Raw genomic sequence first — 24958 nt, forward strand, 5'->3', positions numbered from 1 at the left:
AGAAGATTTTCTTAATTCTTAATATGGAATGTTGGTTAATCGCAAAGGCGCAAAGTTTTTTTAAATTTTAATAATGCTTTAAGACGCAAGGATTTTATCGAAGATAAAATTGATTACCGTAAAAACTTGCTGAAAATCTATGATTTTCTTGCGCCCTAAAAAATTCAAATACACTTAAATCCTTGCGCCTTTGCGATTAACCAAAAATATAGATTCTTTAAAATTAAACCAATTTAAAAACCTGTTAGGTTTAGCAAATATACTTTACAGTAATTAAAAAAATTAATAAGCTATGAAGAAATCTGTTTTCATCTTAATAATTATACTTTTTAATCAAATATCCGCACAGGAAAAAATAAATATCTGGCCAAAAGGTCAGATGCCAAATTCTAAAGGATTATCATTAAAAACCGAAGAAAAAGACGGCAGAATTGTACAGATAAAAGAAACCGAGCTTTTCGCGTTTTTACCTCCCAAAGAAGATAGAAAACAGATGGCTGTCATCATCATTCCCGGTGGCGGATACTACAAACTTACCTACGATCTGAATGGTTTCCAAATTGCAAAATGGTTTAACACATTGGGAATTTCTGCTTTTGTTTTAAATTATAGATTACCCATATCTCCCGATGTCAGGCAAAGAGAACTCGCTCCTTTACAGGATATTCAGGCGGCTATAAAATATCTTAGAAAAAATGCTGAACACTATGGTATTTCGCCAGATCAGGTTGGAGTTATAGGAACTTCTGCAGGTGGACATTTGGCTGCAATGGCAAGTAATATTTCTACAGATTACACAGAATTAAAAGGTGATTGGGAGAATATTTCTACTATTCCGAATTTTGCGATTCTACTTTCTCCTGTTATCGACTTAGGCGAATTTGCACACCTGGGAAGTCGCAACAGTTTGCTTGGTGAAAATGCCTCTCCGGAAAAAATCAGTGAATATTCTATGCAAAACCGGGTAACGGAAAGAACACCGCCTACCCTGTTGATTCATGCGCAAAATGATAAAACAGTTCCTGTAACGAACAGCATGCTGTATTATCAGGCAATGATAAAAAATAAAGTGAAAGGCGCGTTGTTCATTTTTCCTGAAGGTGAACATAAAATCGGAATTATGAATAAAACCGAATTGACGGATAACTGGAAAAAATTATGCTCAGACTGGCTGAAAACTATTGGTAATAAATAATTGGTAATAAGTAATTAAAATAATCGTTTGTTGGTTTTCGCAAAGGCGCAAAGATTTTAAACATATTTATTTTTTAAGACGCAAGAACACTTCGACGAGCTCAGTGTGACATTCCTAATACTAACTGTTGATTTCAATACTGTCATGCTGATTTTGTTCAAACATCAATAACATAATATTTTCAACAAGTTTTACCATAATCAATTTTATCGGAGATAAAATCCTTGCGCCTTAAAGCATTATTAAAATTAAAAAAAACTTTGCGCCTTTGCGATTAACCAACAAACAATTTAACACTTTAAACTATGCTAAAAATCATTCAACATAAAATATCTTTGCTGGCTTTTGGAACTTTTATTTCTATTTCTGTTCAGGCACAACAGAATTTAAAGTTAACCTATAGCAAACCTGCAGAAAACTGGAACGAAGCACTTCCCATCGGAAACGGAAAATTGGGAGCAATGGTTTTTGGCGGAGTTTCACAGGAACATCTTCAGCTTAATGAAGAAACAATCTGGGCAGGAGAACCTGGAAATAATGTTCCGAAAAATACGTTTGACAGCATCCAAAAAATCAGGAAACTGTTGAATGAGAGTCGGTTTGAAGAAGCGCAAAAACTTTCCAACAAAACCTATCCGAGAGCCGCACCAAAAGATCTGAATTACGGAATGCCTTATCAAACGATGGGCGATTTGTTTCTGGATTTCAAAGGTCATGAAAATTTCAGCAACTACAACCGGACTTTAGATATTGAAAAAGCTTTAAGCACCGTTTCTTATGAAGTGAATGACGTGACTTTTAAACGTGAAATTTTCACTTCTTTTGCTGATAATGTGGTTGTGATCAAACTATCTTCCAGTAAAAAAGGAGGCTTGGATTTCTCTATTAATGCTTCTACTCCACATTTGAAAAAATCAATTTTTACAGAGAAAAATCGACTAATAATTAACGGAACGAGCGGTTCAGCTGACAATAAAACTGGCAGAATTAATTTCAAAACGGTGGCTTTTCCTGTTTTAAAAGGTGGGAAATTGACGTCAACTGAAAACCAATTGTATGTTTCCGGAGCAGATGAAGTGGTAATTTATATTTCAATCGCTACGAATTTTAAAAAATACAATGATCTTTCAGGAAATCCAGATCAAAAAATTTCGGAATACTTAAAATCAGCTTTAAGCAAAAAATATGATGCTGAATTAAAAGCTCACATAGAAAAATATCAGAACTATTTTAATCGGGTAAGCCTAAATTTGGGAACAACAGATCAGGCAAAAAAAACAACCGATGTCAGAATTAAAGAATTTGCCCATTCAAAAGATCCTGATCTGGTAGCTTTATATTTCCAGTTTGGCCGTTATCTTTTGATTTCATCTTCACAACCGGGAACTCAGCCCGCCAATCTACAGGGAATCTGGAATTATCAACTCAATCCCGCTTGGGACAGCAAGTACACAGTCAATATCAATACAGAAATGAATTACTGGCCTGCGGAAAATACGAATTTAAGTGAAATGCACGAACCGTTATTCGACATGGTTCAGGATTTGTCGGTTACAGGACAGGAATCTGCCAAAGAAATGTATCACGCCAGAGGCTGGAATATGCACCATAACACCGATTTATGGAGGATCACAGGCATTGTGGACGGCGGTTTCTATGGAATGTGGCCAATGGGTGGAGCCTGGCTTACACAGCATCTTTGGAATCACTATTTATACACCGGAGACAAAGAGTTTTTGAAGAAATATTATCCTGCTTTAAAAGGTTCGGCTTTATTTTATTTAGACGTTCTTCAACAAGATCCTTCTAAAAAATATCTGGTCGTTTCGCCTTCCATGTCGCCGGAAAATACCTATATGAAAAGTGTCGGAATTACTGCGGGAACAACGATGGATAATCAGTTGGTTTTTGATGTTTTTAATAATTTTATTAATGCTTCAAAGGTTCTTAATGAAGACAAAAATCTTTCGGATGAAGTAAAAGCTGCATTACAAAAACTTCCACCCATGCAGATCGGGCAACACGCCCAGTTGCAGGAATGGTTGAAAGATATGGACAGAACTGATGATAAACACAGGCATATTTCGCATTTGTACGGATTGTTTCCTTCAGGTCAGATTTCACCTTTCAGAAATCCAGATTTAACAGAAGCTGCCAAAAATTCAATGATCTATCGTGGTGACAAATCTACAGGCTGGTCGATGGGCTGGAAAGTGAACTGGTGGGCAAGATTATTAGATGGAAATCGAGCATTTAAATTAATTTCAGACCAATTATCTCCTGTTTCTATGGACACAAAAGATCAGTCGGGAGGAACTTATCCGAATCTTCTGGATGCACATCCGCCGTTTCAGATCGATGGAAATTTTGGCTGTACTTCGGGAATTGCAGAGATGTTGATTCAAAGTTATGACGGCTATCTTTATATTTTGCCGGCACTTCCTGATGCTCTTCTAAACGGTTCTGTTAAAGGTTTAAAAGCAAGAGGTGGTTTTGAAATTGATATCGAATGGAAAAATTCTAAGCTGACGAAATTAGTTATAAAATCTACTTTAGGAGGAAATGCGAGAATTAGAATGGCTAAAAATATTAATCTGAAATCTAAGATTCAGTTAAAAGATTCAACAGGAGAAAACCCGAATGAATATTATCAGATTAATACCATTAAAACTCCTTTGGTTTCTGATCAAGCTGAATTAAAAGGCTTTCCCGTTCCTGAAACTCAGGTTTTTGATTTTGATACTGAGAAAGGCAAAACCTATATTTTTGAAGTACAATAGTCTTCAATAAATAATAAATCTCCCGCAGATTTCACGGATTGCGCAGATCTTTTCCTGTAAAACATTTGGAATTTGCAGGAGTTTTATTTTAATTAGAAGTTATTTAAATTAAAATAAACATACATCAAAATGCAACCGATTGAATAAACAAAATAAATAACATTATAATTATATAAATATTAATACCATAATATATAAAACATTTAAATACAGAATATGTAATTTTAATTTCTAATCAAATACCAAAAAATTACTATGAAAACAACATGTAAGATTGCCTTTCTAACGGCGGCTCTATGCTCGGCTTTTACCCTGACGGGCTGCGGACAGGAAGACATCAAAACAGATCTGACGGAAAACCCAAACGATTTTGCCCTGAAAAGCACCCTTATGACGAACGCAGTGGCTCCTTTGGCTGATTGTCTCGCTCCGGGATGGGCTTCTCAAAACGGCGGAACAACCGGTGGCGGAACCGCAGCTGAAACTACAGTTACCACCTACGCTCAATTAAAAGCCGCTATCGAAAACACTGCCATAAAAGTCATCAAAGTAACCGGAACAATTACGATTACTGCCCGTTTATCATTTCAGGATCAAACCGGAAAAACAATCTACGGAACGAGCGGTGCCAAATTGGTTTCAACGGATCAGACAAAAGACGGTTCTGGAATTATCAATATTAAAAGATGTAACAATATCATCATCCGAAACCTGATTTTCGAAGGTCCCGGAGCGTATGATACAGACGGTTGGGATAACGCTATTGTAGACGATTGCCGAAATGTATGGATTGATCACTGTGAGTTTAGAGACGGCGTTGATGGAAATTTTGACATTAAAAACAAATCAGATTTCATCACGGTTTCCTACACGAAATTTCACTATTTAAAGCCTCCAAAAGCCGGTGGTTCAGGTGGAACTGCTGATCACAGATTTTCAAACCTTATCGGTTCAAGTGACACTTCAACAACAGATGCCGGAAAACTGAATGTGACATTCGTTCGCTGCTGGTGGGCACCGGGCTGCAGGGAGCGTATGCCTAGAGTGAGATTTGGAAAAATCCATATCGTTAACAGCTATTTCAACAGTTCTGTGAGCAATAAATGTATTGCTGCAGGCGTTCAGGCAAATATTCGTGTAGACGGAAACGTGTTTGAAAATGTAAAAGAGCCCATCAATTTAATGACCGGATATACTGCTGTAACCGTTACTTCAAACAATACGTTTACGAATGTTACCGGAAATACGGCAGGAAGCGGAACAGCTTTTACTCCACCTTATGCAATTCCAATGTTGTCTTTATCTTCCGTAAAATCTGATGTGACGGCAAAAGCTGGAGCAACTTTAGGAGGCAATATTTGTAATACTTTATAAATAAAAATTAGAATTAGAAACGAAAATGACTGAGCGTAGTACTCAGTCATTTTCTATTTACAGTCATATTTTTCTTTTATTTTAGGAGCTTTTTCCCGCTTGAAGTTTATGCTGAGCTGAGTCGAAGTATTGCACCCTTTTTTTCAAAAAAGGATTTTCACTCAATCGGGGCTAGAGTATTAGGAATGGTTACTTCGAGAACCTCAGCCACCTGGTGCGCTCCGTCATTGCGAGGAGTGGAACAACGAAGCAATCTCATTATGTTATTTTTATATATGTTATTTCAAGTGTTGAGATCCTTCCAGGATGAAAACTTTATGGTTAAGCTCTTTTTTATGTTACTTATAAAATGTCTTTACTTCGAAAGACGATAGGTTCTACAAAGAGATTGCCTCGTCGCTTCGCTCCTCGCAATGACACCAAAAATACTACAACTCTCTACTCTCAAACACTCTCACTCTAAAACCCTAAAACTCTCCTCATAGTCAAACACTCAACCTTCAAACTAAGGCATCACATTATTCTTCTGCGCCCACTTTGGAAACTCTTTATTGATCAGTTTATCCGCAAAATCACCAAACCAGCTGTAGCCGTTTCTTCTTTCCTCAGAAACTTCGTGATAGTTGTATTTTACACTTCCGTCGCGGTCGCCGAAAAGAGGTTTATTGGTATTTATATCATAAAATCTCGCCCAGATCACTGAATTTTTATCTTCAGCCAATGTGCGGACTGCTTTTCCATTTACTTTTGAAACATTATAGCTGTAGCCTTCGATTTTATTCTGTTTAAACCAATTGACGGCAGATTTTATCGACTTTTCAATTTCGGGAGTAACAGGTTGCTGCATCAAAAATCTTACAATTCCCACGGATTCTGCAGTGGCCAGAGAAATAGGCTCAAAAGCTCTGGCTTTGTCGGGTTGAAGGGTAATTTCATTGTATTGATCTGCCCAGATTGTCGGAATTCCTGTTTGTAAAACCTGAGTTTTTAAGATACATTCGATTCCTTTTTGAACGGCAATTTTTGATTTTTCCTTTAATTTAGAATCCACCACATCAAAATCATTTTTGCCTTCCGCCACGTTATATAAAACCGTTAAAGCGTTGATCATTGCATTATCATTGTAAGTGATTTGCTTTCTGTAAATCGCCGAATTGGGGTAATACTGAGGAAAGCCACCATTTTTATACTGCATCAAAAGAAGATATTGAATTCCCTTTTCGGCAGACTTTAAATATTCTGTATTTTTTGTGAATTTATAGGCTCTTATTAAGCTATTGATTTCTCTTGATGTCGCATTATTATCGATTGTTGCGTGATCATCACCCGTTTCTTTGATCTTTTTTAAAAGATTTTTATCTAAAGGTGAATTATAGTTCACCACAGATTTATCATTAAGCTGTTTTCCCCAACCTCCGTTTGGAAGCTGATAAACAAGTATTTTTTCCGCCAATGTATCTTTAACCTGAGCAGAAAAACTCAAACTTATTAAAGAAAAAGCGGCTATAGAAAGTTTTAATTTTATCATTAAATTTTTATTTAACCTTAATCATTAAAGGGTTTGCTATGATCTGAGATTGTTTTTGTAACAAGTTTTCCCAATCTTTTTGTGTCTGAATCTGCCCGCTTTTCTGCCATGCAAATCCGGCGTAATATGTCAATTTATTTTGAGGTTTTGTAACAACCAATAGATTACTCTGGTCTGGAATTTCAGATATAAAAGCGATAGATTTTTCAACAATTTTAGGATCTACAACAATACCTTCTCCGACAAAAGCATCATCTATTTTTTCCCAATGAAGATAATATCCGTTTTTATCATTGAGTTTTGTTTCGCCTTCATTTTTATGGAGAGTTATCCCGATTGTGTAGTTTGGAACTGGCTTTTCAGTCTGAAAATTCGACTCAAATTTTGAAAAATTGGAACCAAGATCTAAAGAAATCCGTTTTGTTTCTTTCACTCCAAAATCACTCCAGGAATTGTATGTTAATTCAAAAACCGTTCTCAACGGACCTTCAGCAATAGTTTTGGAGCTAACAAAATTTTGTGACACCTGAAGTTTTTCATTTACCCAAATCCCAATTCCACCCGTTCCGCGACTATCGCCAACGTGGTAAGGATCGTAGCCTTCACCTCTTGTGTCTTTGTGGTAGTACAAAGGATCGGTCAGGTATCCTTTATACCATTTGTTGATCACGGGTTGGTCGGTTCTTTTGAGCCAGATATCAACTCCGCTGGAAAGTGTGCTTCCTTTTATCCCTTCCAAGGCTTCTTTCTGACCTTTCGGGCCATAGACACGAAATGCTATTCTATCATTTTCCCAGGCATAATCATCTACTCTTTCGGGAACCAATCTTGAATATGTTGAAATTTTACTTTCAGGAATTGGAATTTTTGCGTCTGCAATAATGGTATAGGAATTTGTTTTTTCCGCTTCAATATTGGCCTGAAAAAGCAGTTCATCGTTTTTTCCGTCTCCATTATAATCGATCCATTGAATTGGCAGTATCTTATTACTGCCGTCTTTTATTCTGAGGTCAGATTCGCTGCTCGTTTTTAAAAAAGAAGCGAATTGAGAAACGGGTATTGAAACAACTTCATTCCTTGAAAAACTCAACGTATTTTTTATCTGAATAGAATTTTGTGCCTTCAGAGAAGAATCAATGCAAACGATTGCACAAATGAAGCCGGAAATTAAAAATTTTGTCCTAAGCATATTATTCATTTGAATTGTAAAAACTCAAAAATAATGATAACTTTCTTATGAACGTAAAAAAAAAATAATATTTTAAATCTAAAGGTTAGAAAAATTCAAAATAATGTTAAAAGAAGAAGTCCTTCCAAATGGTTTGAAAGGACTTCTTTTTAAATATGAACAAAATTAAGCTTTGATGATTTTATTTAATAATAATTTTAAAATTACTATTCAGGTTTTCTCCTGAAACATTGAGGAGATAATTGCCTGAGACTTTTTTGTCGTCAATATTTAATTTAAATAATCCGTTTCCATCCGTATTAATCTTCTCTTTGACAACGATTTTTCCTGCCAAGTCAATAATTGTTGCTGTTAAACTCGATTTTTTATACTCAGGAAGCTTAATGGAAATCTGGTCTTTTGCTGGATTTGGATATACTGTCCCTGCATTTTTGCTGATACTGAATTCATCATTACTCAATACTGCCTGATTGTACAAAGCAAAAATTTCCGCCGGAGATAATGCATAATTGTACATTTTAAGTTCGTCGAAAGCACCTTTGTAAGAAGCCGGAGCATTGGCCGTTGATAAAAATTCAAGTTCACCAATATTCCCGATGATCAGATCACTTGCTTCACCGATACCTGTAACTGCCGTTTCGTCTCCTTCAGTGCTTAAAACACCATTAGTATAAATTCTCATTTTATGCGCAGCAATATCTCTCTGGATCACAACATGTACCCAGCTATCGGTAAAATAATTCGCAACAGGTGATGTGATTTCCTTTTTCGTAACATCATCATCAATAGCATATCGCAGCTGACCTCCTTTGATTTCTACATTGAAACGTTTGCCGGTAGCTCCTGTTGCCGTATTTTTAGTGAAAGAACCTTTACACAACACATAAAGGCTTGTAGCCGAAGATGATGGAATCATGCTGGTTGGCGCTTTCATCCAGAAAGAAACGGTAAAAGAATGATTATCAAATAAAATATGATCCTGATGAGGAATACTGGCGATGTACATATTAGCAGGTGAAGTTGCCAGATTGAGGGCATTGTTCTCTTTTCCCGGTACTCTTACACTGGCATTATCATAAGCTGTATCTAGTATACCATGATTAGCAAAAGATGTTACATCTGTAATCTGTGACCCTGCGGAAGGAGCTTCAGCAAATGGCCAGTTTCCGACAAGCTCCGGCGTCAATGCCCGGAAACTCCATACATCTCCTGTAGTAACACCAAGGGTATTAGAAGCATCAATTCTCCAATAATAATTGGTTGCTGTATTTAAATTAGTAAGCTGATACGACGGTGTAGCAGAATAAGGTACGGTAGCAATATTGCTTAAATTTAAAGGATTTGTTCCGAAATAAACGGTGTACGTTATTGTATTTGAGCTGCCATTCCATTTTAAAAGCAGGTTTCCACCGTTCAGATCAACATTATTATTGCCGGTTGCCGGAATTGGGTTAATTGCTTTTGTGGGAGCTGATGGGACTGGCGGCGTGGTTACTGAGGTATTTGAGGTGTAAACCGAAGATTCTAAGGCATTCGTTGCTTTAATTCTATAATAATACTGGGTATTGGGCGTTAAACCGACTTCATTATAATTTGTTACATTAGCGGCCAATGTTGCAATGACAGTAAAATTAGTACCATCGGTAGAGCGTTCTACCACGTAATTAGTTTCGTTCGCAGCATTATCATTCCAATTCACGGTTAAGGAGCTTGAAGGTGAAGTTCCTGTTGTTGTCACTGCATTGGTAAAATTCACATTTGTTGGCGGAATAATAAAATCCGGAGGAGTTGTATTGGGTAAACTGTTAATATAAACCTCAATATTCAGATACGGAGCATGGGTTGTGCTTACTGCCAAAGCATCAAAAACATTAGGATTCAGTCCATTGGCTGTTTCCCATGCATCCGGCATTCCATCATTATCCGTATCCATAGGCGCCGGTGCACCATAAACGTGTCCTGCACCGCCATTAGTAAAGCCAAATTGAGTCGTTAGATCTGTTTGCACATAAACATAAGTAGCTGTTGTCCCTTTCGACAGTAAATCTGAAATCATTAAACCATCTACCTGATCCCGTCTTGGATAGGATGCCCCAACACTGGTAACAATTTTATTGTATGCTTCCTGAGCGGTTAATGTGGGGGTTTTCATTGGATAATCGTACGGATTAGCCATTATTGCTGCCGGATCTCCTACAGGGTATCCCGTTAAGTTTTGAGGGACCGCAGTACCATCTAGTACTCCGTTTTTATTATTGTCAAAATAATTTCCGGAACCGTATAAATTGAAGTTGGCATTACCTACACTGAAAGGTGTTGTAACTGTAGTGCTTGTATTGGGTCCTCCAATGAAATAATTGTTGATGATATTGGCAAAAGAACTTCCTGCCGAATCTCCTCCCATGATGTATGCCTCCCCGGATTGAGTGTGACCGTAGGTGTTCCCGTAATTTCCCCAATTGTAAACCACATTGTTGACAAATTCATTAATTCCTTTTATTTTATTGTTACGGGTTTTATTACAGATATATAAATTTCCGATTAAACTGATCTTACCTCCTGGCGGCGGCTGCATTAATCCTCCTGCAGAATGATTATGACGGTGCATTCCCTGTCCTATAATAGAATTCTGAATCGTTATATTATCAGGACTCGTACCGTTATTATCCCAGTTAACTGAAAATACTTCGTCTGTACCCCATGTAAAAGTCATATGATCCAAGATGATATTTGCTCCATTGGCGATTCCTGATGCATCCTGATTTTGAGATGTTCCGCCATAACGGATGCGAAGATATCGGGCAATCGTATTATTGGCTCCTGTAAATGATACTCTGGGGCCCAAAAATACGATTCCTTCTCCGGGAGCAGTCTGTCCGGCAATCGTTGTATTAGCAGCCACAGCAACAATCGACTGTAAATTAACAATACCTCCTACTTTAAAAATGACAAACCGCCCCGGCTGGCTCACGGCATCACGAAATGAACCGGGTCCACTGTCATTTAAATTTGTCACTAAATAAATTTGAGGGTTTGCAGCACCTCTTGCTCCCGTAGTATATCTTCCAAACCCGGTAGCTTCCGGAAATGCTAATGTCTGAGCACTGAAATCAATAGTGGATAATGCTAATCCACAAAAAAGTAAAGATTTAAGAGTTGGCTTAAACAGTAAAGATTTGTTTTTCATACATATTAATTTTGTGTTAACTAATCTATTCACAAAACCAATAATGAGTATCCTGTCCCGTCCTGCCGATCTATATATCAGTCAATTACAAAAATACAATTTCAACCGGATTGCTTATATGCCTGTTTATGCTTAAAATCAAAATTGCCGCAAAAGTATTTCTCACCTATTCTGTTTTGCCATTTTATACTGGGGACATCTATTTGTATAATGTAGCCTTAGGAATTCTATAATCATCCATTACTTTCCTATCTCTTTTTCTATTTTCAGGAGCATTTCTTTTGCATTTGGATTTGTTGGTTCCAATTCTAAAACTTTTTGATAATCTTTTTTTGATAGCTGATATTCTTTTTTATTGAAGTAAGCTTCACCACGGCTGTCGTAAACATTTGCTGAATTTGGAAATTCATTCATATTCAAAGTTAAAATTTTGATGGCAGAATCTATTTGACCATTATTCAAATATTCATACCCCAACATATTAAGTTCACTTTCATCCGAGAAATTGTAATCATTAGGGTTAGTTTTCTTCAGATTTTTGTACAATTCAATTCCTTTGTCTACACTTTTTGACAACTCTTTTCTTATTGTTGCAGCAATTGACTCTTTACTTGATTGTAAAGGGTAATTTTTAAATTGATTCAATCCTGCAATACTTGCCACAATTTCTTCTACCATCTTATTGCTATTGCCATTGGTCATTACAACAATTCCATTTCCATCTTCGACACTTCCCAAATAGAAGCAAATAAAACCGTCAGTTCCGCCACCGTGCCTAAAATATCTCACGCCACTAAAATCATCTGAAAATGTTCCAAAATCTTTTTTCAATCTTTTTTCCGACATTTCTTTAGACAAAATTTTATTTGATTTTCCTAATAATGACAATTGGGTTTCAATAACATATTTTGCTAAATCTGTTGGGTTTGTCCATAAACCGGCAGCCGCTTTTTCAGGGTAAATATGATACTTCCCTTTCACCTCTTTATCATAATTATAGCCCGTTGCCAACAAATTTTCTTTATCTTTTACAGGAGGTTGGCTGAAAGAACTGTTATTCATTCCCAATGGAGTCAAAACATTTTTCAGCATGTAGTCTTCATACTTTTCGCCGGTTGTATTTTCGAGAATTAATTGAGTAATCGTCGTTCCGCCACCAGAATACTGAAGCTTCAAACCTGGCTCAAACACAGACCTGACGGGACCGGAATTGGAAGGCTTCAGACCTTCAAGGATTTGAATTATCGTAGGTAAAGCTGCCCCTTTTTCATATCCTCCGAAACCATGAACCGACAAACCTGCGGTATGATTCAATAAATTGGCTATAGTGATTTTCTTGCCTTTTGAAACATCATCATAAGGGAATTTCCAGGTTTTCAGATCATTGTTAATATCATCATCCAAACCTAATTTTCCTTCCTGAACTAACTTTAAAATACCTAAACTATTAATAGTCTTACTAATAGACCCTGCTTGAAACAGCGTTTGGGGAGTCGCTACTCTTTTTTCAGATGCATCCGCAAAACCGTACGCTTTCGACCATTCTATTTTGTAATCTTTAATCACTGCAATACTTACTGCGTTGACATTATAAAAAGACATTCTATCTTTTAAAGAGGTCTTCTTTTTTGATTGGTCCCAATGGTAGAAATCGTTTTCAAATAATTTGATTTTATCGTTGACATTTTGTGCAAAAATGTTCAGCGACAAAAACAGTATGATGATTGCTTGTATTTTTCTCATAGGTCAATAATTGAATGTATGGTTTCTTTTCTCTGTTGATATAATGACAACTCATACAACCTTTCTGTTACATTTCAATGATAATACTCCAACTCTCAATTGCTTCCGCTTTTTTCCCTCTTTCAAAAAAGCATTATGACCTTCATTTTGTTTTAACCATCAGTCTTTTATATTTATTAACTGTTTGAAAAAGGGAAAATCTTCATACCAAACAATAATTTATTATCCCGGAGCTCTTCCGGGATTTTTGATTAACAAGGCTAAATAAACTAAAAGCTTCCAATAATAGGATGCTTTTGTATTTTTATAAGTATTGCAAAGTTTATAAGTATTTATTTTTGTCAACAATAATACTAACCTGGTACAATTATTTTTTATTAATAATATCTTTTATATATTCATTTTTCATAGGTGTCATATAATCATACAGAATATCAAAAGACTTTTATTTTTGAATGATAGTGAAAAACATTTTGTGCAGTTTTTTGGAGTTAAAATAAAAAACCGATGAATATTTTCTCTATTCATCGGTTTTTACACTTTTCTTGCGGAGAGTGAGGGATTCGAACCCCCGGACCTGTTACAGTCAACAGTTTTCAAGACTGCCGCAATCGACCACTCTGCCAACTCTCCCTAAACTCCGGCTATACCGTTGTTTTCAGTGGTGCAAATATAGAAAAATTTATATTAATTCACCAAATAAAAAACAAAGCACTGTCTATAGCTATTATTTCCTCTGTAGTGAATTGAATTTCAATTTTTAGAAATAGCATAAAGCTCTTCTCCTATCAGTTGTTGGGCTAGCTTTTGAATTCCATTTTCATACTATATTTATCAATTCCTTCAGCAAAACCATCCGGAACAATATCCGCAATGCTAAAACCATTTTTTTATAAAATTCTGCCGTATGTTGTGAGGTTTCGATTCTGAGACTTTTATCAGGGTACATGTTTTTCAATAGATCCAGCCTGAATTGAGTTAATAACTTACCTATACCCTGCCCATGGTAGTCAGCATGTACCATTCCCCAGGACAGTCCTGTCTCATTATTCTTTTGCATCGAAAAAAATTCCGCCACAGCCTACTAACAGACCATTAGTCTTAATTACATAGTAGTTTTCTTCAATTTCATAATCCAAAAAATTTTCAAATAGCCGGAGTTCTTCAACAGCAAAATATTGGGGTTGATTGCTTTTAAAGATTTCGATACAATTCTCTCTGAAAGATGGTATGTATTTTGTGATTTGCATAGCGATTCATAAATGTCACTAAGTTACAACAAAAATAACTCCAATAAATAATTAGAAACCAGCTTTTTATATATCGAATCTATGTTAATTACCATTTACTATAGGTTATCAGCAATACTGGCAACATTTATCATCTTCGAAGAATGTCTATTAATTATAACTTGGCATAATATTTTAATGAACTAAGAAAAAACATTATGAATGCAATTAAAAAATTAGGCCTTGCTGTTCTTCTCGGATCGTTTGTTTTTTCCTGTGCACCCAGACTGAAGCCCAATGGAAATCATGGTCTTCCTCCGGGACAGGTAAAAAAGGTTACAGGTGCTAAGTCAGCAAAACAATATGCACCGGGGCAATACAAAAAGTAATTTGATATATTTTCGGATTACCCTAATGTGCGGCTACCCTTGGTAAAAATTCTATCAAGTTTATTTAGAAATGAACAACATCAATACCTATGACCAATAAGGAAATTTTAGAAAAGGCAAATTCTGCTATCTCTAAAGGAGATTATGAAGATTTTCTGGCTTTTTGTACTGATGACGTTATATGGACTTTTGTGGGAGATCAGATTTTACGTGGCAAAGAAGAAGTACGGCAGTACATGGCAAAAACATACCTTAAACCTCCAAATTTCAGTGTGGAAATTATAGTTGCGGAGAGTGAATTTGTAACAGCTGTTGGGAAAATACGTGTAAAAAATAAAAACGGGCAATCTTCTGACCACTCTTATTGTGATATCTGTAGATTTGAAAATAAAAAAATGGCGAGTTAAAGGCCTTTGTAGTCCCCGGCTAATTCATAGCTTAGACTTTTGGGGGGCAAGCATTATTCTTATAGAAAAGGTTTTATAACCTCTGCCACAAATTACAAATCAATATACTTTACAGCTAACTGCAAGAACTTCAATAAAATTATTTTGATGATATAAGAGTATATTAAAATATATCGTAATATTGCAATATTAAAATTACTGTAGTATGGGACTTACCAAGACCGAAATTTTTGCAGATCAGCACAACAAACTTGCTATAGCATTTAAGGTGTTAGGACATCCCGCACGAGTCGCTATACTCCAATATATTATTGACAAAAAAGCCTGTATCTGTAATGATCTGGTGGAAGAATTAGGTTTGGCACAAGCTACCATTTCGCAGCATCTTAAAGAGCTGAAAAATACAGGTATTATTCAGGGAACCATCGAGGGTAAATCAGTTTGCTACTGTATCAATGAGAAGATCTGGAAACAGTTTCAATATGAGTTTAACGGCTTTTTCAACCAGGAAGTTACAGTATCGAGCTGTTGTTCATAGCTTTTTTACTTTTTAACATCGTTATATTGCAATATATAATTTAAATATTTACATTAAATAAAATGAAATTATCAGAAATCAAAGAAATTTTGCCAACATTGGAAAATGTTGAATTTCAATTGGAAAACGGGAGATTTGTTCCTGAACACTTTCATGTAACAGAAGTAGGTCAGGTCACTAAAAACTTTATTGATTGCGGGGGTGTCATCCGTAATGAGAAAGTGGTCAACTTTCAGCTATGGAATGCAAATGATTATGATCACCGTCTAAAACCCGGAAAGTTACTGCATATTATCAAGATTTCCGAAGAAAAACTGGGAATTGAAGATAGGGAGATTGAAGTGGAATATCAGAGTGACACCATCGGAAAATACGATCTGGAGTTTAATGGAAAGACTTTTGTGCTGAAAAGCAAAACTACAGCCTGTCTTGCTCAGGATGCTTGTGGTATTCCTCCTGAAAAACAAAAGAAAAATCTTTCTGAGCTTACGGTAAACCAAAGTAACTCTTGTACACCTGGAGGTGGATGCTGCTAAGAAGACAGGCTATTTATCAAAGTGCATATAACATAGTAAGAGAAGTCTAAATTAAAATACTAAAAATGAACCAAATAATCTTAGAAAGTATTGAGGCTCTTTCAATTGACACAATTTCAGAGGAAAGAAAAACAATTTTACAGCCATTAGTTAATTACATACAAAGCAAAGTGGAGACTAACCAGACTATCCGGTTAAATTTCATCTGTACACATAATAGCCGAAGAAGCCACCTGTCTCAGATCTGGGCCCAAACAATGTCTCATCATTTTGGCATTAAAAATGTGTATTGCTATTCAGGAGGTACAGAGGCAACGGCTATGTTCCCAAAAGTAGCAGAAACACTGGATAACCAAGGCTTTCAGATCCAAAAACTTAGCGAAACTGAAAATCCTGTTTACACTGTAAAATACGCACAAAATGAATCAGCTATCATTTGTTTTTCTAAAGAATATAATAACGAATTCAATCCTAAAAATGAATTTGGCGCTATAATGACCTGCAACAATGCGGATGTAGGCTGTCCCATAATATTTGGAGCAGAAGCCAGATTTTCTATAAAATATGACGATCCTAAAGCTTCTGACAATACCCCGGAACAGACTCAGGTTTACACAGAAAGAAGTTCACAGATAGCGACAGAGATGCTTTATGTTTTTTCACAAATAAAGAAATAGAATGGACATAGTTTTTATTGGTAAAGAACAATTTCTGGAAATCGTAGAAATCTATAGGCAAGGCCTTGAAACTAGAAATGCAACTTTTGAAACCACAGTTCCAACATGGGAAGATTGGGACAAAAGTAAATTAAAGCATAGCCGATTAGCAGCTATCATTGACAATGTCGTCGTGGGATGGGATGCACTATCAGCAGTTAGTGATCGCGGTGTATATGGCGGTGTGGCAGAAATTAGTATTTACGTCGCTAATGACCATAAAGGTAAGGGAATAGGAAAAATGCTGATGACGAAGTTGATTTCTGAAAGTGAAATAAATGGAATCTGGACACTGCAGAGTGGAATGTTTCCAGAGAATAAGGAAACGGTAGCGCTTCATACAAGTTTAGATTTTAGGATCATCGGCCATCGAGAAAAAATTGGAAAACTTGGAAATACTTGGCGTGACACCATAATTATGGAAAGAAGAAGCAAAACAATAGGAATAAATTAAAACAGCATGCAACCAAAATTAAAATTTCTTGATCGATACCTTACCTTATGGATATTTCTTGCTATGGCAATCGGAGTAGGCTTAGGATTTTTATTTCCGGGCATTTCAAAGGTCACAGACTCCTTATCCGTAGGTACAACCAATATACCATTAGCAATTGGATTGATCTTAATGATGTATCCTCCTCTTGCTAAAGTAGACTATTCCCTTTTACCAACGGCATTTAAAGATAAAAAAGTAATCAGTATATCACTATTGTTAAATTGGGTAATAGGGCCTATTTTAATGTTTGTGCTCGCTATTTTATTTTTGAGAGATGAGCCTGATTATATGATTGGGCTAATCCTTATCGGTTTGGCCCGATGTATTGCCATGGTAATTGTATGGAATGATTTAGCAAAAGGAAATAGAGAATATGCAGCTCTACTGGTTGCTTTAAACAGTATCTTTCAGATATTCACATACAGCTTCTTTGTATGGTTATTCATCAATATACTTCCGGGTAGATTAGGTTTAGCAAATTTCAATGTCAGTGTATCCATGAAGGATGTTACGGAGAGTGTACTTATCTATCTTGGTATTCCTTTTCTAGCTGGCTTTTTAAGCCGATACTTTTTAGTAAAATCAAAAGGTATAGAATGGTATAACCGAAAATTTGTACCCAGAATTTCACCAATCACCCTTTACGCTCTTTTATTTACGATTGTCCTGATGTTCAGTCTCAAAGGTGAAAAAATTGTAGAGTTGCCAATGGATGTATTAAAAGTAGCTATTCCACTGGTAATCTATTTTATCCTTATGTTCTTCGTAAGTTTCTTTGTAAACAAATCGTTGAAAGTACCTTACGACAAAAATGCCTCTATTGCTTTTACTGCCACAGGAAACAATTTTGAACTGGCTATTGCTGTAGCTATTGCAGTCTTTGGAATCAGCTCACCACAAGCGTTTGTAGGAGTTATAGGCCCACTTGTAGAGGTCCCTGTACTTATCCTACTGGTTAGAGCCAGTCTTTGGTTGAAAAAGAAATATTACAACTAAACAACCAACTGAATTGTTCCCTTTTATTATTTAAAGATTATTGTTTAGTTACTTGCTGATCGTTTGTTTTTTTATAATGCTCTGTCCAGATGTACATAGCCGCCATCCACATGGATCAGCTGACCTGTAGTATGGCTGGACTTTTCAGACAGTAAAAATGCTACCATACCGGCGATCTCTTCAGTAGTGGTCATTCTTTTTTCAAAAGGGATTTTATCTGTTATTGTCTTAAGCTTTGCCTGCGGGTCATCAAAGCTTTTGATCCACTTTTCATACAATGGAGTATAAGCTTCTGCTACAATCACAGCATTTACCCGGATATGATAGGGCAATAATTCCACGGCCCATTCCCTTGTCAGCGCATTTCGTCCACCATTAGCAGCGGCATAAGCAGATGTTCCTCCCTGACCGGTTTCTGCTGTTTTACTTCCTATATTTACAATACTTCCTTTAGTTAATTTCAAAGCAGGAAGAGCATAGTGGGCCAAAAGATAGTAATGAACAAGGTTTTTATGTAATGACTGCATAAAGGCTTCATAGCTTCCGTTTTCTAATCCAACGCCGTCATTTTCTCCTGCATTGTTGACAAGACCGTCTATCCTGCTAAATCTTGACATGACTTCACCAATTGCTCTTTGACATTCTACAGGTTGTGTAAGCTCGGCCTCCACAGCATGGGCTATAAGATTTTCAGCAGCCAGCGCATCGATTAACTGCTGGTTGTCTTCTGCATTTCTACCTATAATAACAGGAATAGCTTTTTCCTGAGCCAACAATCGAACAATTCCTTCTCCAATTCCTTTGGCGCCGCCGCTTACGACAATTATTTTATTTTCGAGTTGTAAATCCATACTTTATAAATTGTAAAAATGAATAGCATTTCCTTCAAGTATCTGTTTTTGTTCTTTTTTGTTAAACTGTTGTAAATAATCTTTTATACACTGCAGCCATTCGGAATAATTTGTATTTAAAAGCATTACCGGCCAATCGCTCCCAAATACTATTCTGGATGTTCCAAAATATTTAAAAACAATATCCAGATAAGGTTCCAGCATTTCTTTTGTCCATTTCCCCCGTTCGGCTTCAGTCACTAATCCGGAAAGCTTACAGTAAACGTTCTCTGACTGAGCCAAAATGGAAATATTCCTTTTCCAGTTTTTAATCTCTGAATTCTTGATATCAGGTTTTCCGATATGATCCAGAATCAACTTCTGATCCTCAAGTTTTCTCACAAAGCTTATGGCTTCTTCCATCTGCGAATGGTGGATTAAAATATCATAGGTATAATCATACGCTTTCAATTTTCTGATATTATCCACAAATTCAGGATGGATAAGAAAGCCTTTAGCTTCTGCCTGAACAATATGGCGCCAGCCTTTTATTTTAGGGTATCCTTTAAATTCTTTCAACTGATCTTCGAAATTACCGCTCAAAAAATCAATCCATCCTACAATACCCAGGATCTTAGGATATTCTTCTGCGAGTTCCAGTAGAAACCGGGTTTCTGCCAGGCTTTGATCTGCCTGAACAGCAACAATTCCATCTATCTTATTATGGATCAGCAATTCATCAATATCTGAAGGTAAAAAATCCTTCCGAATAGTGGACATACTGCCATCGATCCAGGAGTCCCGAACCTCATCATATCTCCAGAAGTGCACATGGGTATCAATCATTTTTATAAGCTAAAAATTTTATCCATTACGATCCACTTTTCTCCCGGCCTGGAATTGGGCAATGCCTGCTGATAATTCCACATTAAAGTTTCCCATTCCTGAACTTTAGGGTCTGCTTTGTCAGCCTGAGCTTTCATTTCAAAAGAGAAATGATCTTCAGCTTCCATAATCATAAAGAGGCGGTTTCCGGTGCGGTATATTTCCATATTCCGTATTCCGGAAGATTTTATACTTTCCAGAACTTCCGGCCATACTTCCTGATGGTATTCCTCATATTGACGGATCAGATTTTCATCATCCTTAAGGTCCAAAGCCAGTGTATATCTCTTCATTAAAAATAAGATTTCACATTTTGTTTACTGGTGCCCAACCCTTCAATGCCTAATTCCACAACATCTCCAGGCTTCAGATACCAGGCTTCAGGCTTCTGCCCCATTCCCACTCCGGCCGGTGTGCCGGTTGAAATAACATCTCCCGGCAATAGGGTCATAAACTGGCTGATATAGCTTACCATATAGGCCACATCGAAAATAAAGTTTAAAGTATTTCCATTCTGCATCATTTTATCATTCACTTTTAGCCAAAGCTGGAGATTATTGATATTACTTATTTCATCTTTTGTTGCTATAAAAGGTCCTATAGGTGCAAAAGTATCTGCACTTTTTCCCTTTACCCATTGTCCGTTTCTTTCGATCTGAAAAGCCCTTTCACTGTAGTCGTTGTGAAGAGCATATCCTGCAATATGGTCAAAAGCATCCTCAGGCTCCACATAGCTGGCTTTTTTACCGATTATAATCGCCAGTTCTACTTCCCAGTCTGTTTTTGTGCTGTTTTTAGGAATAATCAGATCATCATTAGGGCCTACTATGGCCGAAGTTGATTTAAAAAACAAAATAGGTTCTGAAGGAATAGGCATATTGGTTTCCGCGGCATGGTCTTTATAGTTCAGACCTACACAGACAATTTTTGAGGGTCTTGCCAGTGGTGCTCCCAACCTTACCGTTTTATCAATTTCTGTAAGTCCTCCTGTAGCAATTTTCTCTTTCAGCTCATCAATAGCATTACCGGAGAAAAATTTTTCATCATAGTCATTCACCAGATGAGAAACATCATAGTATTTTTCATCAATGATTATGCCCGGTTTTTCCTGGCCAGCGGCTCCGTATCTTATTAATTTCATATGTCCAAATTAGTTATTTAATGTTGTAAAGCCTCCATCAATAGGGTAATCGCATCCTGTAATAAAGGAGGCTTCATCACTGCATAAATATAATACCAATGCTGCAATTTCTTTAGGGGCTGCCATTCTTCCTATAGGCTGGGTTTTGGAAAGGTTCTGAAACATCTCTTCCACCCTGTCGGGATAGTTTTTTTGCAGGAAACCATCTACAAAAGGGGTGTGAACCCTGGCCGGGGAAATAGAATTACAACGGATATTATCATGAATGTAATCTTTGGCAACGCTCATCGTCATCGCTTTTACGGCTCCTTTTGCTGTACTGTAGGCAAATCTGTCGGGAATTCCTACCAAAGCTGCAATGGAAGCCATATTAAGAATGACTCCGTTACCAGATGCCTTCAACTGAGGGATTGCGGCATGCAGGCAATTGTATACTCCTTTTATATTCACGGAAACCACTTTATCAAAATCTTCTTCTGAGGTATTGTCTGCTTTTCCTACATGGGCTATACCGGCATTGTTCACCAGAATATGAATAGCCCCGATATGGGTAAATACATTTTGAATCTGCTGATGGTCAGAAACATCACAGGCATGTATATATGCTTTACCACCTTTAGTTTCTATACTGGATAAAACTTCTGCTCCATTGGCTTCATTGAGTTCCAGGATATGAACTTCTGCTCCCTGTTCTGCAAACAGTTCAGAAATGGCTTTTCCTATACCACTTCCACCTCCGGTAACAATTGCTTTTTTATTTTTTAATGAAAACATTTTATTTTATTTTTAAAATTACAAACTAACCCCTTTTTTCCAGGGAATAAAATCATCCTGATTCAGCAGCACTGCTTTAGGTGTTATCCTTCCACTTGCTACTTCTATACAGTAGTCTAATATATCCTCTCCCATTTCGGCTATTGTTTTTTCACCTTCAATGATGGGGCCTGTATCAATATCAATAATATCAGGCATTCTCATCGCCAGCGCTGAATTGGTTGCTACTTTTATGGTGGGACAAACCGGATTTCCGGTTGGTGTTCCGAGTCCTGTTGTAAAGAGTATCAGCGTTGCTCCTGAAGCAGTCTTTCCAGTTGTTGCTTCTACATCATTACCAGGAGTACACACCAGGTTCAACCCTGGTTTAGTTGCTTTTTCAGTATAATCCAACACATCCGTAACAGGGGAATGCCCACCTTTTCTGGCAGCTCCTACAGATTTTATGGCATCTGTAATCAGCCCATCCTTAATATTTCCGGGTGAAGGATTCATATAAAACCCTGAACCTGCCTGATGGGCCAGTGCATCATATTCCGTCATCAACCTGATGAATTTTTCAGCTGTTTCTTTATTTACAGCCCGGTCGATCATTTCCTGTTCGGCACCACAAAGTTCCGGGAATTCGGCCAGCAATACCTTACCTCCGAGGCTTACCAATAAATCTGCCGTATAGCCTACTGCCGGATTTGCAGAAATACCACTGAATCCATCACTGCCTCCGCATTTTACTCCCAATACCAGCTTATCCAGTCCAGCAGGTTTCCGTTCTATTGTATTGATTTCAGTCAATCCTATAAAAGTATCATGAATAGCCTGTTTAATCAAAGCTTCTTCACTTTGTGATCCTTGTTGTTCAAATATAAATAGTGGTTTGTCAAACTTCGGATTTCTTTCCCGCAAGTCTCTTTTAAAATCTTCCACCTGAAGATGCTGGCAGCCCAGGCTTAATACAGTAACCCCAGCTACATTAGGATGGTCCGCATATGAAGCCAACAATTTACTCAATATTGCAGAGTCTTGTCTCGTTCCGCCACAACCTCCACTATGGTTCAGAAACTTAATACCATCTACATTTTTAAAAACCCTCTTTTTGGGTTCTATAACTGAAGTTAAAGAGATATTTTCCAAATCTTCTTCTTTCTGGTACGCTTCCAGCAAATGACGGGTATATTCTTTATATTTGTCTCCTACTGCATAGCCCAATTCATTATGCAACGCTTCTTTAATGACATCAAGATTTCGGTTTTCACAAAAAACAGTAGGAATAAAAAGCCAGTAGTTGGCCGTTCCCACTTCTCCATTTTGTCTATGGTAGCCATCAAATGTTCTGTTTTTGAATTTAGATGCCTCAGGAGCTATCCAATGGTATTCTGCTGTCCTGTAAGCATATGGCTCTGCGGCATGTTTGGTATTTTCTACATTCATACGCTCTCCCTTCTTCACCTCCACCTGTGTTTTGCCAACCAATACACCATACATCAATACGTCACTTCCCTGTGGAAGATCCTGAATAAAAAATTTATGCTTTGCTGGAATATTTTCCAATACATTATACTCCTGCCCTTCGAAGAGGATTTTTTCTCCGGTCTTAATATCCTGTAACGCTACTAAAACGTTATCTTTTTGATGAACTTTTAAAACTTTATTTTTCATGGTCTTTTTTCTAAAGTGTTACCGGTGGGCTTCCAGCCATACATACCGAATACAAATACAACAATAAAACAGAGTAATGGTACCAAATAACCATATTGTATAGTATGGGTAAGATCTGATATATACCCTAATCCCAATGGTAAAATAGCTCCACCAACAATAGACATTACAATAAGTGAAGAAGCTATTTTAGTATCTTTACCCAAACCTGCAATGCCCAGTGAAAAGATAGTGGGAAACATAATGGACATAAAAAAAGCCACTCCAATTAATGCATAAATGGTAATACTCCCTTTCCCGAATATGGCTATTAAGGTGAGCAGCATACTCAGAGCAGCATATATCATTAATAACCTGTTGGGTTTTATAAATTTCATAAAGAAAGTTCCTACAAAGCGTCCCAACATAAAAGCCAGTCCCGCCAATCCGGAATAGAAAACTGCATTTTTTTCTGTAATTCCTGCAGAAACAACAATAAACCGGATAAAAAAACTGAGTACACAAACCTGAGCACCTACATAAAAAAACTGTGCTGCTATGGCCCATCTTAAATGTTTATGTTTCCAGGCATTGGAAATTTTGGATGGATCACCATCATCTTCCTGTTTAATGTCCGGTAGCTTTGTAAAAACGAACAGCAGCATTACCACTACAATTATAATTCCCAATACAAGATAAGGTCCTTTCACACTGGCAGATTCCTGTGTGATATACATATTAAGATCTTGCGGAGAGAGTGCCTTTATCTGCGCATCAGTAAGCGGTTCTCCACTTAATATATATTTCCCTCCTGCAATAGGCGCTATAAATGCTGCCAGCCCATTGAAAGACTGTGAAAAATTAAGCCTGCGTGTTGCTGTTTCCGGTGGTCCCAGTATGGTGACATAAGGGTTGGCCGCGGTTTCCAGAAATGTCAGCCCGCAGGCGATGATAAAGAGCGCTCCCAAAAAGAAAATATACATCCTTGTATTAGCCGCCGGAATAAAAAGAAAAGCTCCCAATGCAAAGAGGCATAATCCCAAAATAATTCCACTTTTATAGCCATATTTACGCATCACATTCCCGGCAGGAATAGCCATTAGGAAATAGGCAATAAATATAGAAAAATCTACCAGGGATGATTCTAAATCAGTCAATTGAAATGCTTTCCGCAAATGGGGAATAAGCACAGGGTCCAAATTATGAACAAAGCCCCAAAAAAAGAAGAGGCTGGTAACAAGAATCAGTGGAAAGAGATAACTTTTTCTTTCTGATGAAACTTTCGTTGATGGTCCTGGTGTCATGTTTTGCATAGTCTGATAATCTGTAAGTTACCCTCTTCATTATTGCTATAAGTAAGCTTTATCATTTTTATGTTATATTATTTTCT

The 24958-nt window shown here is 37.0% G+C and carries 23 protein-coding genes and 1 tRNA gene; 10 read left to right on the top strand and 14 right to left on the bottom strand.

The features are described from left to right. The first annotated feature begins 292 nt into the window (after positions 1-292). From MP478_RS19150 to MP478_RS19160, 3 genes are all read left to right on the top strand, one after another. On the top strand, positions 293-1195 hold the full coding sequence (locus MP478_RS19150; RefSeq protein WP_257201351.1) for an alpha/beta hydrolase: 903 nt from the start codon (positions 293-295) through the stop codon (positions 1193-1195). Between the two features lie 305 nt (positions 1196-1500). Continuing rightward, positions 1501-3975, top strand: a complete 2475-nt coding sequence (locus tag MP478_RS19155) for a glycoside hydrolase family 95 protein (protein ID WP_257201352.1) — start codon at positions 1501-1503, stop codon at positions 3973-3975. A 255-nt stretch (positions 3976-4230) separates the two neighbouring features. After that, the gene (locus MP478_RS19160; RefSeq protein ID WP_257201353.1) at positions 4231-5349 is read left to right on the top strand and encodes a polysaccharide lyase family 1 protein; all 1119 of its coding nucleotides are present in this window, start codon (positions 4231-4233) and stop codon (positions 5347-5349) included. A gap of 505 nt (positions 5350-5854) precedes the next feature. Here the strand turns inward: MP478_RS19160 and pelA are convergent. The 7 genes from pelA to MP478_RS19195 form a co-directional block, all read right to left on the bottom strand. Further along, positions 5855-6877, bottom strand: coding sequence for a pectate lyase (pelA, locus tag MP478_RS19165; RefSeq protein WP_257201354.1), 1023 nt, complete (start codon positions 6875-6877; stop codon positions 5855-5857). A gap of 7 nt (positions 6878-6884) precedes the next feature. Further along, the gene (locus tag MP478_RS19170; protein WP_257201355.1) at positions 6885-8066 is read right to left on the bottom strand and encodes a DUF4861 domain-containing protein; all 1182 of its coding nucleotides are present in this window, start codon (positions 8064-8066) and stop codon (positions 6885-6887) included. A 181-nt stretch (positions 8067-8247) separates the two neighbouring features. Next, positions 8248-11253 (bottom strand): LamG-like jellyroll fold domain-containing protein, encoded by a 3006-nt coding sequence (locus tag MP478_RS19175; RefSeq protein WP_257201356.1) that lies wholly within the window; start codon positions 11251-11253, stop codon positions 8248-8250. 240 nt (positions 11254-11493) lie between these two features. Continuing rightward, positions 11494-12996, bottom strand: coding sequence for a serine hydrolase (locus tag MP478_RS19180; RefSeq protein ID WP_257201357.1), 1503 nt, complete (start codon positions 12994-12996; stop codon positions 11494-11496). 548 nt (positions 12997-13544) lie between these two features. Further along, positions 13545-13629: transfer RNA gene (locus MP478_RS19185), tRNA-Ser, on the bottom strand. A 187-nt stretch (positions 13630-13816) separates the two neighbouring features. Next, the gene (locus MP478_RS19190) at positions 13817-14056 is read right to left on the bottom strand and encodes a GNAT family N-acetyltransferase (RefSeq protein ID WP_257201358.1); all 240 of its coding nucleotides are present in this window, start codon (positions 14054-14056) and stop codon (positions 13817-13819) included. Further along, entirely contained in the window at positions 14043-14246 is a 204-nt protein-coding gene (locus MP478_RS19195; protein ID WP_257201359.1) for a hypothetical protein, read from the bottom strand. Before MP478_RS19195 ends, MP478_RS19190 begins: the two co-directional genes overlap by 14 nt. 197 nt (positions 14247-14443) lie before the next feature. On the opposite strand from MP478_RS19195, the gene MP478_RS19200 reads away from it, so the two are divergent. From MP478_RS19200 to arsB, 7 genes are all read left to right on the top strand, one after another. Continuing rightward, a complete protein-coding gene (locus MP478_RS19200; protein WP_230041264.1) occupies positions 14444-14614 on the top strand; it encodes a hypothetical protein in 171 nt (56 codons plus the stop codon). A gap of 89 nt (positions 14615-14703) precedes the next feature. Continuing rightward, positions 14704-15021: a nuclear transport factor 2 family protein gene (locus MP478_RS19205; RefSeq protein ID WP_257201360.1), complete on the top strand. Its 318-nt coding sequence runs from the start codon at positions 14704-14706 to the stop codon at positions 15019-15021. A gap of 205 nt (positions 15022-15226) precedes the next feature. Further along, on the top strand, positions 15227-15559 hold the full coding sequence (locus MP478_RS19210; RefSeq protein ID WP_230041266.1) for a helix-turn-helix transcriptional regulator: 333 nt from the start codon (positions 15227-15229) through the stop codon (positions 15557-15559). Between the two features lie 62 nt (positions 15560-15621). Then, positions 15622-16095 (top strand): DUF6428 family protein, encoded by a 474-nt coding sequence (locus tag MP478_RS19215; protein WP_230041267.1) that lies wholly within the window; start codon positions 15622-15624, stop codon positions 16093-16095. 65 nt (positions 16096-16160) lie between these two features. Then, on the top strand, positions 16161-16772 hold the full coding sequence (locus MP478_RS19220) for a low molecular weight phosphatase family protein (RefSeq protein ID WP_257201361.1): 612 nt from the start codon (positions 16161-16163) through the stop codon (positions 16770-16772). 1 nt (position 16773) lies between these two features. Continuing rightward, the gene (locus MP478_RS19225) at positions 16774-17265 is read left to right on the top strand and encodes a GNAT family N-acetyltransferase (protein WP_230041269.1); all 492 of its coding nucleotides are present in this window, start codon (positions 16774-16776) and stop codon (positions 17263-17265) included. Positions 17266-17271: 6 nt separating this feature from the next. Continuing rightward, on the top strand, positions 17272-18303 hold the full coding sequence (gene arsB, locus MP478_RS19230) for an ACR3 family arsenite efflux transporter (protein WP_257201362.1): 1032 nt from the start codon (positions 17272-17274) through the stop codon (positions 18301-18303). Between the two features lie 71 nt (positions 18304-18374). On the opposite strand, the gene MP478_RS19235 is transcribed toward arsB, so the two are convergent. From MP478_RS19235 to fucP, 7 genes are read right to left on the bottom strand one after another with little or no spacing between them, the layout of a single operon-like run. Beyond that, positions 18375-19154, bottom strand: a complete 780-nt coding sequence (locus MP478_RS19235; RefSeq protein ID WP_230041271.1) for an SDR family oxidoreductase — start codon at positions 19152-19154, stop codon at positions 18375-18377. 3 nt (positions 19155-19157) lie between these two features. After that, positions 19158-19979 carry an amidohydrolase gene (locus MP478_RS19240; RefSeq protein WP_257201363.1) on the bottom strand — a complete coding sequence of 274 codons (822 nt, stop codon included), beginning with the start codon at positions 19977-19979 and terminating at the stop codon, positions 19158-19160. Positions 19980-19981: 2 nt separating this feature from the next. Continuing rightward, a complete protein-coding gene (locus tag MP478_RS19245; RefSeq protein WP_230041273.1) occupies positions 19982-20311 on the bottom strand; it encodes an L-rhamnose mutarotase in 330 nt (109 codons plus the stop codon). Further along, complete coding sequence (locus MP478_RS19250; RefSeq protein ID WP_257201364.1) at positions 20311-21159, bottom strand: fumarylacetoacetate hydrolase family protein; 849 nt, start codon at positions 21157-21159, stop codon at positions 20311-20313. Before MP478_RS19250 ends, MP478_RS19245 begins: the two co-directional genes overlap by 1 nt. 9 nt (positions 21160-21168) lie before the next feature. Beyond that, positions 21169-21933, bottom strand: coding sequence for an SDR family NAD(P)-dependent oxidoreductase (locus MP478_RS19255; RefSeq protein ID WP_257201365.1), 765 nt, complete (start codon positions 21931-21933; stop codon positions 21169-21171). A gap of 18 nt (positions 21934-21951) precedes the next feature. Further along, the gene (locus tag MP478_RS19260; protein WP_257201366.1) at positions 21952-23589 is read right to left on the bottom strand and encodes a UxaA family hydrolase; all 1638 of its coding nucleotides are present in this window, start codon (positions 23587-23589) and stop codon (positions 21952-21954) included. Continuing rightward, on the bottom strand, positions 23586-24881 hold the full coding sequence (gene fucP, locus MP478_RS19265) for an L-fucose:H+ symporter permease (RefSeq protein ID WP_373691730.1): 1296 nt from the start codon (positions 24879-24881) through the stop codon (positions 23586-23588). Before fucP ends, MP478_RS19260 begins: the two co-directional genes overlap by 4 nt. Positions 24882-24958: the final 77 nt, after the last annotated feature.

Source organism: Chryseobacterium sp. WG14, from assembly GCF_024586945.1.
Taxonomy (GTDB): Bacteria; Bacteroidota; Bacteroidia; order Flavobacteriales; family Weeksellaceae; genus Chryseobacterium.